The following is a 16818-nucleotide window of genomic DNA, read 5'->3' on the forward strand; positions in this document are numbered from 1 at the left end:
ATTGTAATTCCCCTCAAATTGTTTTATCCCAACGGGAAAATTGTTAATCCTAATATTTCGTCTTGAAGTACGGATTGTCACGCGGTTTCGTCACCATGTCGATACTCGGTTCCAACCCGACACCGTCGAGGAATTGCTTCATCCCGACGCGTTCGATTGTTTCACCAAGCCGCTCGTGGTCGAGACCATTATCATCCCACCAGTCGATAATCTCATCGGCCAGATCGATAAACTCCTCGATATCCTCTTCACTCTCCATCTTTTTGAACGGAACAATCATGGATCCTGCATTGAAACCAACTTTGAGCGTACTCTTTCCACCCATCAGAAGAGCCACACCACGCTCCTTACCAGGAGAAAGCGCTTTCGGCATCACATTCAGACAATGCATGCAATGAACACAATTGCCGTTGTCTATCTCGATTCCACCATCTTTGAGAGAAATAGCTCTTGTGGGACAGAGGTTGACAACTTCATTGACCAGCTTTTCCATCCCATTCTTCTCGACCCATGCGTCCACCTCATCGGCATCCATCTGAATCGAATCCTTCCACATACCGATTACAGCTATGTCGGAGCGCATAATCGAATTCGTACAGTCGTTGGGACAACCTGAAAACTTCAGTTTGAATTTATAATTCCATTCTGGGCGATGGACCGCACCAACAAAATGCTTCATGACCTTCTCGTGCATCTCGAGCGTATCGTAACAAGCCTGCTCACAGCGGGCAGGACCGGCACAGGAAACCCCGGTACGCATTCCGGCTCCGGCACCGCCGAGATCCCAACCATTCTGATTGAGCTCGTCAAAACACTCCTGAACCTTGTCAGCCTCGATACCTTGCAGCATGATATCTCCGGTTTGCCCATGCAAGGCTATCAGGCCTGTCCCGTGCTTTTCCCAGATATCGCACAGTTCTCTCAACGTATCCGTTTTGTAATGCAATCCCGGGGGAGCCTGGATACGCATTGTATGAAACTCCGATGCTTCCGGCAGCTTATCCCTTATCATCGAATACCGCGTAATAATACCCGCTCCATACCCTTTAACGGTAACGAGCCCGCCTTTCCAGTATCCCATCCTGGTCTGATAGGAATATTCCAGCTGATCCATTACGCCACGCAGCATCGGTTTTTTTGTCCTTTCGGCAAGCTCCTTGAGGCCGGTCACAAAACTTGGCCAGGGACCGCTTTCAAGTTCGTCAAGCATCGGTGTTGGGTTCAAAAACCTCCCATTACCCGACCCGTTCGAGCCGGCACCTTTAGCATCACTCATAATGATCCTCCTTTGATTCACAAAAAATTGGAAGGAAAACAGACATTCTGTCCCTTAAACACAACCAGTCGGTTTCGGCAACCCCGCTATTTTACATGCCTGCAGAGCCGGCCCGCTCGGGAAAAGACCATAAAGAAATTCCGAAGCGGCTTTTTTATCCAAACCCCGCTCTTTGGCAATAGCCTTTGTAAGCACCTTAACCGCAGGAGCTATCTGATAATCATCGTAATAATCCCTCAGAAAATTGACCACGCTCCAGTGCTCCTCTTCCATATCGATATCCTCGGCCGCTGCAAGCTTATCCGCCACATCCTTCGACCAATCCTCAAGATTCACAAGATAGCCGTCATCATCAGTCTCGATAGCCAAACCGTTTACCTCAATTCCCATAATTCAACTCCTTTATTCATTTGAATTAGTGATAGCAAAAGAAAAATAACACAAAAATACATCTCAAATACATCAAAAGCAATAATTACTGCACAAAAACCCCGTCAACAACAAAAAAAATTTCACCGAAAAACTATATAAGCATATAATCATAAATACTCACTCTTTTTTCATTCGATTATTTTTTGCATGTAGTCTTCGTAAACAACGAATTATCAAACAGCACACCTTCCATGTACCTTGTATTTGTATTCAGAAGCCAAAGAGACAAATTTTCTCGCCCAACCAGGGTTCGCGATGGCATGAAGGTGCGCAAAGGAAGCGAATAGATTAGCCGTCAACGCACCATCACGCTTTCCCGTCACTCCGAATCCCCTTTGCACTTCGAATTGATATGCAATCATTTCACCCGAACCGAACGGCTTCGAATAATGAAACTCATGAGCCTTTATCCTTTCTCCTTTTGTGAACCAGGGGCTGTCGCAAACACTCTTCATGTCGAGATACCCGTGTCCAACGGGTTTGCGCTGAAACCTCATTTCAAAAGGAAGAACATCTGCAAGAGGATACGTTCTACCCTCATAACGAGCCGCACGGCATAGATAGATCAACCCACCACATTCAGCATAGAGAGGGGTATCGGATCGAACAGCTGCCTTTACGTCTCTTAAAAGACTCTGATTACCACTGAGTTCATGGAGAAAAGATTCCGGAAAACCACCCCCGAGATAGAGACCGTCCACATCAGGCAGTGAAGCATCTTCCAAGGCATTGATAAAGACCAGCTCGGCGCCGTTCTCCTCCAAAGCCTCGAGATTTTCGGGATAGTAAAAACAGAATGCGGGGTCCCTGAAGACGCCTATCGATACGGACGCCATAGCTTTTTTCTCGGCATTCACACATGATGTTTTCAGCGGCGAAGCCTGTGAAAAAAGAGACCGTATAGCCTGCAAATCACAACAACCGGCAATTTTCTCGCCAGCATTTCGGATAATGGTTTTCGCATCGGAAGTTTCACCAACCGTCGTCAGCCCCAGCTGCCTTTCTGTAATAGCCAGAGCACTGTCTTTCGGGATCGCTCCCAAAACCGGTATCCCACAGAACCGCTCGATAGCACTTCTTTGCTTTTCTTCCTGACGTACCCCTTGTAACCGGTTGAGAATGACACCCTCTATGCGAACTTTGGGAGGCATGGATTGCATTCCCTTGACAACTGCAGCCGCACCACGATTCATTTTTTGGCTGTCGATAACCAGTAAAACCGGAGTTTCGAGCAGTTCCGCCAATCCTGCACTGCTATCAGCCCCATCAACGTCCATGCCGTCATGAAGGCCATGGTTGCCTTCTATCAGCGAAAAACTCTTTTCATCACTGTTGCTGATAAACGAGTGAAGGCAGTTTCCGGCTCCCATCAAAAAAGGATCGAGATTTCGGCACTGGCTTCCCGTAACCAGCCTGTGCCACATCGGATCGATGTAGTCAGGGCCTTTTTTGAAACTGTTCACGCTGAGACCATCTTGTACGAGATTGTACATGACACCGAGGCTTACCAGCGTTTTGCCCGAGCTTTTATGGGGGGCTGATATCATCAACCGAGGTATACTCACTGCTTTCACGGCAACTCATTTCATAAACTCAGTAAAAAGGCTGAGCCACATTATTTCAACTCTGCCAAAAAACAACAAACGCCTCACTTGCAATGTACGCGCAGGCACCTGCCCAACGGTATATTGCAGACTCTACGATCAGAGGATATCCATCACTCTGACGTCGAACTATTTTTTCTTGATATAAAAAGTATGGATGTCACCTTCTTCGACGTGCTCGATCACTTCGTTTCCTGTTCGCTTGGACCATGAAGCCATATCGTTAACGGAGCCGGCATCGGTTGCCATCATTTTCAAAACATCACCGCTTTGCATGCTATCCACGGCTTTCTTGGTTTTAAGAATCGGCAAAGGACAATTCATTCCCTTGCAATCAAGCTCCATACTGGTTGCGATTTCACTCATGGCTTCTCCTTCTTGAAAATTACGTAACTACCGAAATTTATTTCCCGACTATGCGAATATCAAGACTCAGGAATTCGAAGAACGGGGGATTTTATAAAACATAAAGCTACATAATTACATAACTATAGTCAAGAAAAAACAACGATATCGCTCAAAAAACACACTATTTTTCACTACGGCAGTCTCGGCGATGTTGGAGTAATTTCAGGGAATCCGATTCCAGAACAGCAAGCCGGAGCTTACCGCTTTGAAGCCATGCCAAATGAAGAAGAAAAAAGGAGGGGATGTAGTAACTTGTCCTGGTATAGGCTGTTACGACATCCAGAAGATAGCCCCCAATACCAATGCGGCAAGAAACAGCGTTTCGGCAACGATTATCGAAACCGGCTTCCAGCCCACATCAAAAAGAGCCTTGAGAGATGTTTTCATACCGAGAGCCGCTATAGCGGTCACCAGACACCAGCGCGACGTGTCGACAATGAACTGACGAATGGGTTCGGGTGTTATACCAGCACTGTTGACACCGACCAACAGAATGAAAAAAATGATGAAAGGCGGTAAAAAGACACCACCGGCAGTATTCCCTTCCGCCTTGTTGCGTGTATGAAAAATCAGCGAAAGAGTGAAAACCGCAGGCACCAACATGGCAACACGCAGAAGCTTGATAAAGGTAGCGGTATCTCCGGTTTTGTCTGAAACGGAATAACCGGCACCGACCACCTGAGCAACATCATGAATGGTTCCGCCAAGGAAAATACCGGCCGCGTTGTGATCGAGACCGAACTGTTCTACGATCAAGGGATAGAAAATCATTGCAACGGTACTGAGAGCGGTAACGCTGATCACGGTAAAAATGGTGTTTCGTTCACTGTACTCATCTTTTGGAAGGATTGCCGAAATAGCCAGTGCCGCCGAAGCCCCGCAAATGCCTACACTTCCTCCCGTCAGCACTCCGAACCGTTTTCCTCGCCCCATGATTTTTGAAAGTGCGAGCCCAAAGAGTATCGTCAGCATGACAGAAACAACGACTACAGCCATCGGCCCCGCACCAAGAGATAAAATCTGTTCGAGGGTTATCCTCATACCGAGCAGTGCAACCCCGACTCTCAGAATGGTTTTGGATGCAAACTGAATACCGGCAATAGCTTGTCCTCCTTCGGACAAAAAACGAAAAGCCATGCCGAGTAAAAGAGCGAACAGCATGGTTGGAGCTCCGTAGTGTTCGGAAAGAAAAGTGGCTGCAGCCGCAACGGTAACCGAAGCGATAATACCTGGGAACAATTCATCGAAACGAACCTTGGCTGCCTTGGCATGACACTGGAAGCCACAGCGCTCAGCCTCGACAATGTGCTCCTTGGTTGGAATTTCGGTATCTACCCTCTTTTGCTTGCCGTTGGCACTCATTTCAGATTTTTTTGGGGATTTTTTTGTTTTCATCTGACCTCCTCGAGCCTCAAAGGCTATCAAAGATCCTGACGAAGATAAGAAAAGAAAAACCCTGGTCCTATTCGAAACAAGCAGCAAACCGCTTTTTCATATACTGAACTTTTACTTGTGTCCCCACCAGATCCTCTATCCTACCGTTCTTTTCTCGCCGGATCCATCTGATCAGGACGCAATGACGCTGTAAAATAACTATCGGCATCATCCTCATCGACGGCCTGGCCTTCGCTGTTCTCCAGAGGTTCTTCATAATCGTTCCATCCTCTCAATCCTGTGCGTAGAGAAACCACATCTTCGTACCCAAGCACCTGCATTGAATGAGCCGCAAGGACACTGCGATGACCTGAACGGCAGACAATGACAACTTCCCGATTACGGGCATTCACCAGCTCGGGCTCCGTCTCTTCGTAATCCCACTCACAGGCAGATTCGAGAATGCCTCTCGGAATGTTTATGGAACCCGGAATGTGCATCGCATCGAACTCATATGGCTCACGAACATCGATGACAAGAAGGTCCGGATTAACGTTCATTCGCTCGACCAGATCCCAGGGCATAATTTCCTGAACATCGGAAAGACAATTTCGTATCAGCTCTATAAAACGCACCATAACATGTATTTTTACGTATTGATGAAAGCAGGCCGAACGCACACATCGTCAATGATCGCCGCATTCAACCCATCCTTTTGGAACACAGGCAAAGAGCACCCTACCCATGTTTTGTTACAACACTCATTTCCCATTCACGCTTCCCCAAACAGCAAATACAGGATCGGAAAACGCAGTTCGAGTTCCATACCGATCACCGGATGACCTGAGATATCCTCGCACCGTTTCGGTATGGAGGTTTTCAAAACGACCTGTTGTAAGAAAAAAATCGAGGACAAGACCCATGCGTTCGAACCCATGCAGCTCGGACCACGGCAAAATCTGCTTACCGGGAAACCACCGATCTGAAAACGTTACGACACACAATCCTCCCTGCCTTACAATCCGACCGATGTCTTCGAAGACTTCAAGCGGCCGGACCAGGTATTCAACCGATGCCGTACAGATAACAGCATCGAACTCATTGTCGGCAAACGGCAATGACGGACTTTCGTTCAGATCATGGACAACATATCTGCATAACCTTTCGTTCGCTGCAAGCTCCTCTTCATTCATACCAAGCCCGACGACCTCACATTGCTCGAGCTCATCCGGAAGATGTGATACCCAACTGCTCATCAGGTCGAGTATCTTTGAGCCGGCAACAAGCGTTCGCGAATAGATTTCACCGATGTGGTTCAGTGCCGTCACGTCGAGATGATCGATGAATCTCGGAATACTGTAAAATATTCCGTCGGCACTCTCGTTCTGCCTTCTGAACGGATATTCAGAATAAAAATCCGTGCCGATTCCAGGATAAGGCACCTGCATTCCAGGACCATCCGATGTAACCGCTTCCGAAATATCATGGCACATTCCCCCGCGTTCTTCGAATGCTTCTCTCTTTTCGACACATGTTGCCTCCAAAGAAACAGGATATTGAGCGAGAGGATGGCTGGTATCGGCAATCAACGTTTCATTTTCAATACCGATGACTCGGAACGGATTCATGTTACCGCGAAAACAACCGAAAGCCGTCCAGGCAAATCCTTGCGGATAAAACCGCCCGATTTTTGGCAAAAGTGTGTGGTATTCCTGTTGATGTTCAAAGCACTTTTCCTTGAACCGTACGATTCCATCCGTTGCCGAAGGTACAACCAGTCTACCGGCAGAAAAGCTTTCTCTGCAACGCCCACCCGGATGGAGAGCCTCAACTGCCTCTCCCATTCTGCCTGGAAATATGTCCCTCCAGAAATTGACTCTGGAAACCAACCGCCGTTCACGGTGAACGGCACATTCACTCTCCCAAATCAAAGAAAACTCGATGGAAGCTCCACTTGATTTTCGCATATCATTCCCTTTCAGTCACCTTGTATTCCTTGGTCATTTTTCTTTCCATCAAAAAAAATTTTAACCAAAACATACTTTTTTAGCCATAAAAACACCAAAATCGAATTTTTTTCGTGCAACAGAAACCCATTCTACGTATGCAATAGTTGACATTTAACTAACAATTGTGATAACTTGTTTCTTCGATGGCGGTGCCTCAGCTGCACGATAATTCGCAACCATCACAATCCAGGTATGAAAAACAAAATAACGAGGCGCCAGTTCCTTAAGGCAACGGGCGTTCTGGGCGGCATGGCCATACTGCGACCAATATGGGATTCCGGCCGGCAAACAGCAGGTGTTCATGCCCAGTCTTCTTCTGGAGAAGTTGTATGGATTCCGAGTATTTGTAACTTCTGTTCTTCCTTTTGCGACATCAATGTCGCTGTAAAAACCGTCAATGGACGCAAACGTGCAGTCAAAATCGAGGGGAACCCGAACAGTCCGCTCAATCAGGGCAAAATCTGTGCACGTGGTCAGGCAGGGCTTCGACAGCTTTACGATCCGGACCGTATCAAGGAACCTCTGATCAGGGTAGAAGGAAGTAAACGGGGTGACTGGAACTTCCGCGTTGCCACATGGGAAGAAGCGTACGATTACATCGCATCACGTTTCAAAAAAATCAATCCGTGGGAAATCGCTATGGTTGGAGGATGGACCGCCTGTGTTTCCTACATGCACTTCAGCCTTCCTTTTGTCCGGACACTTCAAATCCCGAACATCATAGCATCACCGATGCAGCACTGCGTCACGGCCGGACATCTCGGCACCGATCTGGTAACCGGCAACTTCAATGTTCATGATGAGATACTGGCCGACTTCGAAAATGCCCGCTACATTCTCTTCAGTCAAAACAACGCTTCTGTCGCCGCCATATCGACTGCACGAGCCGTACGGTTCGGTAAAGCCCGGAAAAACGGAGCGAAGGTCGTCTGTCTCGACCCGCGGCAAAGCGAGCTTGCCTCCAAAGCAGATGAATGGATTGCCATCAAACCAGGGACGGATCACGCCTTTTTTCTGGCTATGATCCACACCATGCTTCGCAAAGAGCTTTTCGATGGTGAATTCCTTGCCAATCACACAAATGCCCCATTCCTCGTACTCGAAGACAAAAACGGCAACATCGAGTTGGCCACCGACATGGGAAGCGATGGAAAACCCGGCTGTTATTACGTCTATGATGAAATCGGCAGAAAAGCGGTACCCGTTCCGGCATATACCAACACAAATCAGACAACAGCGAGTAAAAAGCCTATTGTTCCTGCTCTGATAGCGCCTGAAGATACCCTTTGGAACGGCAGACCGGTAACAACGGTTCTTGATATTTTCATCGAAAAAACCAGACGGTTCACCCCTGAATGGGCATCGACCATTACGGATATTCCCTCGGAAACTATTGAACGTGTTGCAACGGAATTCGCTGAAGCGCGACCTGCTCTGGTCGACCCGGGCTGGATGGGAGCCCGTTATCACCACGTCATCTCGCAACGCCGTATGCAGGCGATCGTTCAAACGCTCGTCGGCGGTATCGATAGCAAAGGTGGATGGCTGATGAACGGCGAGTACCGCCACAAGGCTGAAAACGCCTGGCATTCGAAACAACAAACTCCTGAAGAAGCCTCTCACGACGTTCCTCCAGTCATGTTGCCCGGCATGGGATTCGCCGGTGGACTCATCGATATCTTTGCCAACCCCGCATCCTGGTCTCATGGCAAGCCCGCCCTGTCGTTTGCTTGGGCACATGAACAGCAAAAACAGGGCAAGCCTTCGGCATTCCTTCCCGCAATGGCCGACAACGGGCTGCTCGAAGCTGTAAGAGGCGAGATGACCTGGAATGGAGAACCGTACCGGATCAAGGCATTTTTCATGAACGCAGCCAATCCCCTCCGACATTATTTTCCTGCCGAACGCTGGAAGGAAATGCTTTCCAGCAACAACCTCGACCTGGTTGTGACGGTCGATGTACTTCCATCCGACACGACCGCGTTCGCGGATGTCATTCTGCCGAACCATACCTATCTGGAAAGAAATGAACCGTTACTCTACCCTCTCGGACCCGATACAAACCTTGGGTTTGCAACCCGACTTCGAACTGTCGAACCTCTCTACAATACGCGAGACGCTGCAGACATTTTCTGCGAAATAACCGACCGGATGGGCAAGCTGGAGGAATACATCGAGAGTATTGCCGAATATGTCGGGCTCGACAAAACAATGTTGAAAAAAGAGATTGCGGAAGCGAAAGCAGAAGGCAAACCGTATAACGAAGCATTTCTCAAAACCGCATATGCTGCTCTGGGTGATCTTGCTGAACAGGTTACCGGCAGAAAACTTACCGGTAGTGACGTAGAACGAACCATTCGGGAAAAAGGGCTGATCATACTTAAAAAAGCAGACAAACTGCTCGAGGAAGCAGCAATGCCGAGAAAAATTCCGCTGCCAACCATGTCCGGCAGACTTGAACTGTTCAGCCCGATCCTTGCATCATTCACCCGTACTGCAGGCCCCCACCCATTGTGGAATCCTTTTTTGGATTATGTCCCGCTTACCGTTTCAGACGACGAGAAAAGAAAACCTCTCGATCCTGACGAATTTTACTTTACCTATGGAAAAATTCCGGTCGTGTCGCACGCTTCGACAAACAACAACAATGCACTTCTTGCAGCCGTGACCAAACCCAAGGAAAACAGTTTTATCGGACTGTGGATCAATAAAAGAGTGGCGGAAAAGCTCGGTCTGGATGAAGGAGAAGCTGTAGAGATTGAAAACCTGAGATACAACAAAAAAACCAGAGCCAGATTGTTCGTCACGGAAATGATCCGACCCGATACGGTGTTTCTACCGTCTTCCTATGGAAGCGAAAATCCTAAACTCAGGATAGCCGCAGAAAAAGGCACTGCACTTAACGAACTGATGCCTTACAGCATCGAGCCACTTGCAGCATCATTCATGTCTCAGGAATTTACGGTACGGATAAGGCCACTAAAACAAAAAAATCTTGCATGACCCATGGCACGTTATGGAATGGTAATGGATATGCGCCTGTGCGTCGGCTGTCAGGCTTGTATGGCTGCATGCTCGATGGAAAACCAAACCCCTTACTGGAACGGGAAATTCCGCACTCATGTCGAAGATATCGAACACGGTCTCTATCCGAACGTTCACAGGGAGCTTTTGCCGAGACTTTGTATGCACTGCGACAACACCCCCTGTCTTTCAGCCTGTCCCTCCGGGGCGACCTACCGGACGGAAGACGGTATCATAAGGATCGACTACAACCGTTGTATGGGATGTTACGCCTGTTCGATCGCCTGTCCGTATGACGCCCGCTATCCCTATGACCGTGATGATGTCAAAACAGCGGAAAAGCTTTACGACGATGATCTCTCTCACCAGGTACCACATGTTGATAAATGCAGTTTTTGCGAACATCGTGTTCTCGAGGGACTGACTCCGGGATGCGCAGGTACCTGCCCTACAAATGCAAGAGTATTCGGAGACCTCGATGATCCTGAAAGTGAGGTTCACAAGCTTTCAAAAACCGGAAAAGCCAAACCGCTTCGTCCGGAACTCGGGACATCACCGAAGGTATTTTATATCCCGTCCTAAACGGGTATAGAAAGTTGAACGTAGTAGAACTCGGTCCTGTAAGCCATTATAACATTGAAGATTGAAAGCTCATGTCTTTTGTACATCAGGATGTCTGGCACTGGCAGATCGCCATGTACCTTTTTCTCGGCGGACTTGGCGGAGCGACGGTTGCGATCGGAGCGATGCTGCACATGTTTGAACGTTGCGACCGGAAAATCATTTCAGCTGCCGTTGTTGCCGCTATAGGCTTCATGATCTTGGGGACCCTCTTTCTACTGGGAGACATGCTTCAGCCACTCAAAGCTGTTTATGCCTTGACCAATCCCCGTTCATGGATCTTCTGGGGCGTTGTGTTCATCAATCTTTACTTTCTTGCGGCAACTGCTTATGTCATCCCGCTTTTGAGAAGCTGGCCCGGGCTCGTACCCCTGGTAAACAAAATCCCTGTCCCGATTCTCACCCTGCTGGAACGCTACAACCAAATGGCTGCACTCGGAGGAGCAACGGCCGGATTCCTGGTGGCAATCTACACCGGGCTCCTCATCTCTTCGGCACCGGCTATTTCATTCTGGAATACCCCTGCACTGCCGTTGCTGTTCGTTATCTCCGCATTTTCAACCGGAACGGCGTTTCTGCTCCTGCTTTTCACCTTTTCCAGAGAAGAAGGCTCATCGACCATTGTCCAAAAGCTCGAGCAACTCGACGCCGCCCTGATAGTCACTGAACTGATCATCCTCGGTGCCTACTTCAACTTCGCATTCTTTTTGCCGACCGGAGCGAGGGAATCCGCGGCAATTCTTTTCGAAACCCCTATGTTCGTCATCGGTTTTCTGGGCTTCGGTCTCATCATTCCGTTGCTGATAGAAACATACAGCATCTTCTTCGCACACCACACCAGAGGCGCTGCTACGCGTATGGTTACCGCAGGATGCCTGGTGCTGGCTGGCGGCTTTCTCCTCAGATACTACGTGCTTCACGCCGGAGTATTCCAGTATCCATGGTAGCAGCAATCAAACAGCGAGCCTCAACAGTGAAAACCGTCTTGGAAAACAAGGCACGCATACTGCGTTTTCTGAGTCACTGTTTCGCCTACCCCAACAGTGCATTCCTGCCAAACCTTCAGACCCAACTTCAGAACATTGCCACGAAAAAGGATAAAGCCGGATTCGATTCACTCTTACAACTGTTCGAGCGGGAAAACAGCGAGCAGCTCCAGGGCGAATACACCAGACTCTTCATCACCGGATATCCCAGTACCCCATGCCCACCCTACGAATCGGTCTTCCGGGAAGGCACAATGCTCGGTTCTAACAGCAGAAAAGTCGATCACCTCTACCGGGAATGGGGCATGACCTCAGACCCCGACCTTTTGGACCATATCTCGACCGAGCTCGAATTTCTGGCGTTTCTCGCTTCTGCAGCAACCCTTGACGAAACCCGCAACAATGCGAACGAGACATATCATTCGTTTTTCCATGATCACGTACAACAATGGATACCGGACTTTTCCGAAAAGCTGCACGACAATACAAAATCGCCTGCCTACAGGAAACTTGCAGCCCTCCTTCCGACATCCATCCCTCCTGCCGTGTAAAAGATCTTTTTTTCCCTCTTTTTGTATTAACGCGACAAAGTGTATATAGATAATGATCGAAAGGAGCCAGGCTCACGAATCTTAATCGTGAACAGGAATGGAATCATGAGGATAACACCACTATGCAATTAGCCGTCAATATCGACCATATAGCGACACTGCGAAACGCACGGAACGAACAGCAACCCGATCCGGTAACCGCAGCTGTTATCGCGGAACTCGCCGGTGCATCAGGCATCGTCTGCCATTTGCGCGAAGACCGGCGCCATATAAAGGACCGAGACCTCGAAAGATTGAGGGAAGCTGTCACAACCAAACTCGATCTCGAGATGGCAATGACCGAAGAAATGCAACAGATCGCCATTAAGACAAAACCCGAACTGATCACACTGGTGCCGGAAAAACGTCAGGAGCTGACCACTGAAGGAGGTTTTGACATCACAGGTCACTATGAAAAAATGGTTGAATTCATCAAACCGGTTCAGGATGCCGGTATCGAGGTAAGTTTGTTCATCGAGCCCGAAAAGGAAGCTGTCCGGCTCGCTGCAAAAGCAGGAGCGGATCTGGTTGAACTGCATACAGGACCTTATTCCCTGAAAAAAACGAGCCACGAGCTCGAAGCGGAAATCCACCGGATAACAACTGCAGCAACATTCGCTCGCGAGTCTGGCCTTCGCGTTGTCGCAGGCCATGGCTTGAATTATTACAACATTACACCATTCAAAGCAATCAAGGAAATTGAAGAGGTCAGCATCGGGCATGCACTCATCGCACGCGCTTCACTGACAGGAATGGAAGCTGCGGTAAAGGAGATGCTGCGCCTTATCGATGCATAAGCAACCTCTGACAATCTGTCGCTTGAACAACCCTGCACTTGGAGGAAACAGAATGGAGAGCAGGAAAAGCAACGAGTGAAGAGTATATAAAAGAACTACAATGAAAAATGAACAACCCGACAAATACTCCAATAGCGGTCGTCCTTGCCACGAACAACAAAGACAAGGTCAAAGAGATCAAACCTCTTCTGGAAAACATCGCTCCTGAAATCACGGTTTATTCCCTTTCCGATCTTCAGGTAGATATCGAGATCGAGGAAACCGAAAAAACCCTCGAGGGTAATGCAAGGCTTAAAACCGATACTGTTTTCAACCTTCTTTCGAATCGATTTCCGTTTCTCGTTACCGTTGCTGACGACACCGGCCTGGAAGTCTCTGGCCTGAACGGTGCCCCCGGAGTGTATTCAGCGCGTTTCGCCCCAATGCCCGAAGGAAAACCACCGACCTACGACGATAATGTCAACCATCTTCTCAAGATGATGGAAAGCATAACTGACAGAAAAGCCCTGTTCCGGACAGTCATAGCGCTCAAAGGTCGTATACCGAAAAACCATGCTCCGTTGCTCTTTGAAAAAACGGTAGAAGGTTCTGTTGAAGGAACGATAGTGAAAGAAAGGACCGGCAATAACGGGTTTGGATATGATCCGATCTTTTGGGTAAATTCAGCGCAGGTAACTTTTGCACAAATGAGTACCGAAGAAAAAAACAGGTTGAGTCACCGGTCCCGTGCCGTTAAAAAAGCTGTCGAAGAGCTGCGCCTGCTTCTCGACGAAACCCCCTAACTCTCAATCATTTAGAATGTTATGAGCCTTTTGGAAGCCATCGTTCTCGGTATAGTTCAAGGGCTCACGGAGTTCCTGCCGATCAGCAGCACGGCTCACCTTCGTATCGTTCCGGCTCTCGTAGGTTGGCAGGACCCGGGAGCACCATTCTCCGCAATAGTTCAGATCGGAACGCTCGCTGCAGTCCTTGCATACTTTTACCGTGACATCATCAACATCTCAAAAGCGTTCATCACCGGCCTACGTACAGGAAAACCGTTCGAAACACAGGATTCCAAAATGGCCTGGATGATTGCTGCAGGAACGATCCCCATAGTGGTCTTCGGTCTGTTTTTCAAAACCGAAATAGAAACAAGTCTCCGCTCTCTTTACTGGATAAGTACAGCGCTCATTGTACTGGCAATCATGCTGACTCTTGCGGAATGGTTGATGAAGTACCGGGCAAAAAAAGGGCAGCAACCACTATCAATGCACGACATAGGCTGGAAAGAAGCCCTGCTGATCGGCCTCGCCCAGAGTATTGCATTGATTCCCGGCTCTTCACGTTCAGGCGTCACGATTACCGGCGGTCTTTTCATGAACCTTTCTCGCGAAACAGCGGCAAGATTTTCCTTTCTGCTTTCACTTCCGGCGGTTTTCGCAGCCGGAATCTATCAGTTGTATGAAACATGGGACTCTCTCATGGCCTCGAGCAATGAACTCATCAATCTTATTGCGGCGACATTCTTCGCCGGTGTCGTCGGTTACGCCTCCATCGCCTTTCTTATCAACTACCTGAAAAATCACACGACATCGCTCTTCATCTTCTACCGTATCGCTCTCGGTGTCGGGATACTCGGCTTGATCACCGCCGGTTACATCCAGCCGTAGAAGAAGAAAAGGGTTGTCCACGAATGAGCACGAATTTCAAAAAGAAAGAGAAACCGATAAGGCAATGATTCTTCAGATTAACGATACTACTTCTTGCATATACAACCACTCATTGTTCGGTTATTTGTTTTTTCAACTTCGGTCGAAAAAAAATAACCGATACTCTTCAATTCGTGAAAATTCGTGCTCATTCGTGGATCAATGTGGATCAATTACAATAGACCTCACCCGGTAGAGCTTCCCCTCTCTTTCCGCCAGTTACCCGTCACCATCTCAGCAACTATTAGGGGCAAAAAATAATTCTCTTTTGTATCATCAATAGCGGAAAATTTTTATATATATAGGTATAGTAACTAATAATACAACAAACACTTTTAGGCCATGCCATACAGCTTGTCGGGTGTAGGGCATAATGGCTTTGAAAAAGCAGATTTACATATACACACAAAATGTTCAGACGGCGTCTTTACACCGGAAGAAATTGTCGAAAAAGCGAAAAAAACCGGATTAAAGGCCATAAGTATCACTGACCATGATTCTGTTTTAGGAATTGACAAAGCAAAGCCATTAGCCAGCGAATACGGCATAGAGCTTATTAACGGTGTAGAAATGAGCTCTACATACCAGGGTCATGACATTCATATCCTGGGATATTTTTTCGATTACAAAAACTCGGCACTCAAGAGTTATCTGGACCATTGCAAACAGCTCCGGACCGAACGCGCGGAACGTATGGTTGGCAAGCTTGCAGAAATGGGTGTCAAGATCGAAATCGAGCAGATCATATTAAAGGCTCAGAACGGCAGTGTCGGTCGTCCGCACATTGCGGCAGTTCTGCAAGATGGTGGTTTCGTGAAAAGCTTCAGCGAAGCTTTCAGCAAATATCTTGGCTCTCATAGTCCAGCTTACGTTAAAAGCATTGAAACGCCCCCTGCCGAGGTCATCAGGCTTATCAATGAAGCTGCTGGGTTGTCATTTCTCGCTCACCCGGGACAGAACGTCCCGGATGAAATTCTCCGACACCTGATCAATTTCGGACTTGACGGCATCGAAATCATTCATCCTTCTCATGATACCTACAAGGAAAATTACTACAGAGAAATAGCAAACGAGTATTTTCTGCTCTTTTCTGGCGGTTCCGACTACCATGGACTGAAGGACCAGGAAAAAGACCTTTTTGGACAGATAACGATACCTTATGAATGGGTAACGAAAATGAAAAGCAGGATAGTTACCGTTTAGCACCACTATGACGCGATCAGTTACCGGAACGTTTTTATCCAACATCAATCTCTCGATAAAAGAGTTTTTCCTGACAATGCAGGAATTTTTCCTTTTTTCGGTGAGAGCTTTCGCGACTATCCCAAAAATAAAGCGCTACTGGCGTGATTTTCTCGACCAGGCAACCATCGCAGGCACCGATTCGCTGCCGATCGTCCTTGTCAGCTCGATATCGATAGGCGCCCTACTCGCGGTAGAGGTTGGAAATCTCCTCGAGGATTTTGGGGCAAAAACAATGCTCGGGCGTTCTACAGCCCTCTCGGTCATACGTGAACTCGGTCCCCTTATCATGGGCCTTATGCTTTCGGCAAGATACGGGTCACGTAATGGAGCCGAACTCGGTGCGATGAAGATATCCGAACAGATCGATGCCCTTCGTGCATTCGGAACCGACCCCGTAGCCAAGCTTGTCATGCCCCGTCTGACCGCCGCTCTCATCGTCTTTATTCCGCTGACTGCGATCGCGGACTTCGCCGGCCTTTACAGCGCAGCGCTCTTGGCGGAACATTATCATAAAATAGATCCTGGGATTTTCTGGAATGCGGTTTTTCCGAGACTTGTGCTCAAAGACTTCGTGGTCGGCTTCCTCAAAGCCCCTGTTTTCGCAATTATCATTACCCTTGTCAGCAGTTTCAACGGTTTTATCGCTCAGGGAGGAACTGCCGGTGTCGGGAGATCGACAATCAAAGGCATTGTAGTGTCATCGGGTTTGATTCTTGTTGCTAATTTTTATGTTTCGAAACTGGTACTCGAAAACATGTAGT

The 16818-nt window shown here is 48.1% G+C and carries 16 protein-coding genes; 9 read left to right on the plus strand and 7 right to left on the minus strand.

The features are described 5' to 3' along the window. Nucleotides 1-49: 49 nt before the first annotated feature. From dsrA to QZ209_RS12030, 7 genes are all read right to left on the minus strand, one after another. Nucleotides 50-1276, minus strand: coding sequence for a dissimilatory-type sulfite reductase subunit alpha (gene dsrA, locus QZ209_RS12000; RefSeq protein ID WP_294348311.1), 1227 nt, complete (start codon nucleotides 1274-1276; stop codon nucleotides 50-52). A gap of 54 nt (nucleotides 1277-1330) precedes the next feature. Beyond that, the gene (locus tag QZ209_RS12005; RefSeq protein ID WP_294348313.1) at nucleotides 1331-1666 is read right to left on the minus strand and encodes a TusE/DsrC/DsvC family sulfur relay protein; all 336 of its coding nucleotides are present in this window, start codon (nucleotides 1664-1666) and stop codon (nucleotides 1331-1333) included. Between the two features lie 215 nt (nucleotides 1667-1881). Further along, entirely contained in the window at nucleotides 1882-3255 is a 1374-nt protein-coding gene (locus tag QZ209_RS12010) for a cobyrinate a,c-diamide synthase (RefSeq protein WP_294348315.1), read from the minus strand. 186 nt (nucleotides 3256-3441) lie between these two features. Next, nucleotides 3442-3678 (minus strand): sulfurtransferase TusA family protein, encoded by a 237-nt coding sequence (locus tag QZ209_RS12015; RefSeq protein ID WP_294348318.1) that lies wholly within the window; start codon nucleotides 3676-3678, stop codon nucleotides 3442-3444. A 312-nt stretch (nucleotides 3679-3990) separates the two neighbouring features. Further along, nucleotides 3991-5115 (minus strand): YeiH family protein, encoded by a 1125-nt coding sequence (locus QZ209_RS12020; protein ID WP_294348321.1) that lies wholly within the window; start codon nucleotides 5113-5115, stop codon nucleotides 3991-3993. Nucleotides 5116-5255: 140 nt separating this feature from the next. Further along, complete coding sequence (locus QZ209_RS12025) at nucleotides 5256-5732, minus strand: rhodanese-like domain-containing protein (protein ID WP_294348323.1); 477 nt, start codon at nucleotides 5730-5732, stop codon at nucleotides 5256-5258. 123 nt (nucleotides 5733-5855) lie between these two features. Next, on the minus strand, nucleotides 5856-7061 hold the full coding sequence (locus tag QZ209_RS12030; protein ID WP_294348326.1) for a methyltransferase domain-containing protein: 1206 nt from the start codon (nucleotides 7059-7061) through the stop codon (nucleotides 5856-5858). A 234-nt stretch (nucleotides 7062-7295) separates the two neighbouring features. Between QZ209_RS12030 and QZ209_RS12035 the strand changes: the two genes are divergently transcribed. From QZ209_RS12035 to QZ209_RS12075, 9 genes are all read left to right on the plus strand, one after another. Beyond that, a complete protein-coding gene (locus QZ209_RS12035; protein WP_294348328.1) occupies nucleotides 7296-10106 on the plus strand; it encodes a molybdopterin-dependent oxidoreductase in 2811 nt (936 codons plus the stop codon). Between the two features lie 3 nt (nucleotides 10107-10109). Further along, on the plus strand, nucleotides 10110-10709 hold the full coding sequence (locus QZ209_RS12040) for a 4Fe-4S dicluster domain-containing protein (protein WP_294348330.1): 600 nt from the start codon (nucleotides 10110-10112) through the stop codon (nucleotides 10707-10709). A gap of 71 nt (nucleotides 10710-10780) precedes the next feature. After that, nucleotides 10781-11695 (plus strand): NrfD/PsrC family molybdoenzyme membrane anchor subunit, encoded by a 915-nt coding sequence (gene nrfD / locus QZ209_RS12045; RefSeq protein WP_294348334.1) that lies wholly within the window; start codon nucleotides 10781-10783, stop codon nucleotides 11693-11695. Nucleotides 11696-11721: 26 nt separating this feature from the next. Next, nucleotides 11722-12285 (plus strand): molecular chaperone TorD family protein, encoded by a 564-nt coding sequence (locus QZ209_RS12050; protein WP_294348337.1) that lies wholly within the window; start codon nucleotides 11722-11724, stop codon nucleotides 12283-12285. 122 nt (nucleotides 12286-12407) lie between these two features. Then, complete coding sequence (locus QZ209_RS12055) at nucleotides 12408-13121, plus strand: pyridoxine 5'-phosphate synthase (protein ID WP_294348339.1); 714 nt, start codon at nucleotides 12408-12410, stop codon at nucleotides 13119-13121. A gap of 107 nt (nucleotides 13122-13228) precedes the next feature. After that, entirely contained in the window at nucleotides 13229-13903 is a 675-nt protein-coding gene (rdgB, locus tag QZ209_RS12060) for an RdgB/HAM1 family non-canonical purine NTP pyrophosphatase (protein WP_294348342.1), read from the plus strand. 21 nt (nucleotides 13904-13924) lie between these two features. After that, a complete protein-coding gene (gene uppP / locus QZ209_RS12065; RefSeq protein ID WP_294348345.1) occupies nucleotides 13925-14773 on the plus strand; it encodes an undecaprenyl-diphosphatase UppP in 849 nt (282 codons plus the stop codon). Nucleotides 14774-15154: 381 nt separating this feature from the next. Next, nucleotides 15155-16015 (plus strand): PHP domain-containing protein, encoded by an 861-nt coding sequence (locus tag QZ209_RS12070; protein WP_294348347.1) that lies wholly within the window; start codon nucleotides 15155-15157, stop codon nucleotides 16013-16015. A 7-nt stretch (nucleotides 16016-16022) separates the two neighbouring features. Beyond that, nucleotides 16023-16817 (plus strand): ABC transporter permease, encoded by a 795-nt coding sequence (locus tag QZ209_RS12075; protein ID WP_294348350.1) that lies wholly within the window; start codon nucleotides 16023-16025, stop codon nucleotides 16815-16817. The last annotated feature ends 1 nt before the right edge of the window (nucleotide 16818 follow it).

Origin of the sequence: Prosthecochloris sp. (assembly GCA_015482705.2) — a bacterium.
Taxonomy (GTDB): domain Bacteria; phylum Bacteroidota; class Chlorobiia; order Chlorobiales; family Chlorobiaceae; genus Prosthecochloris.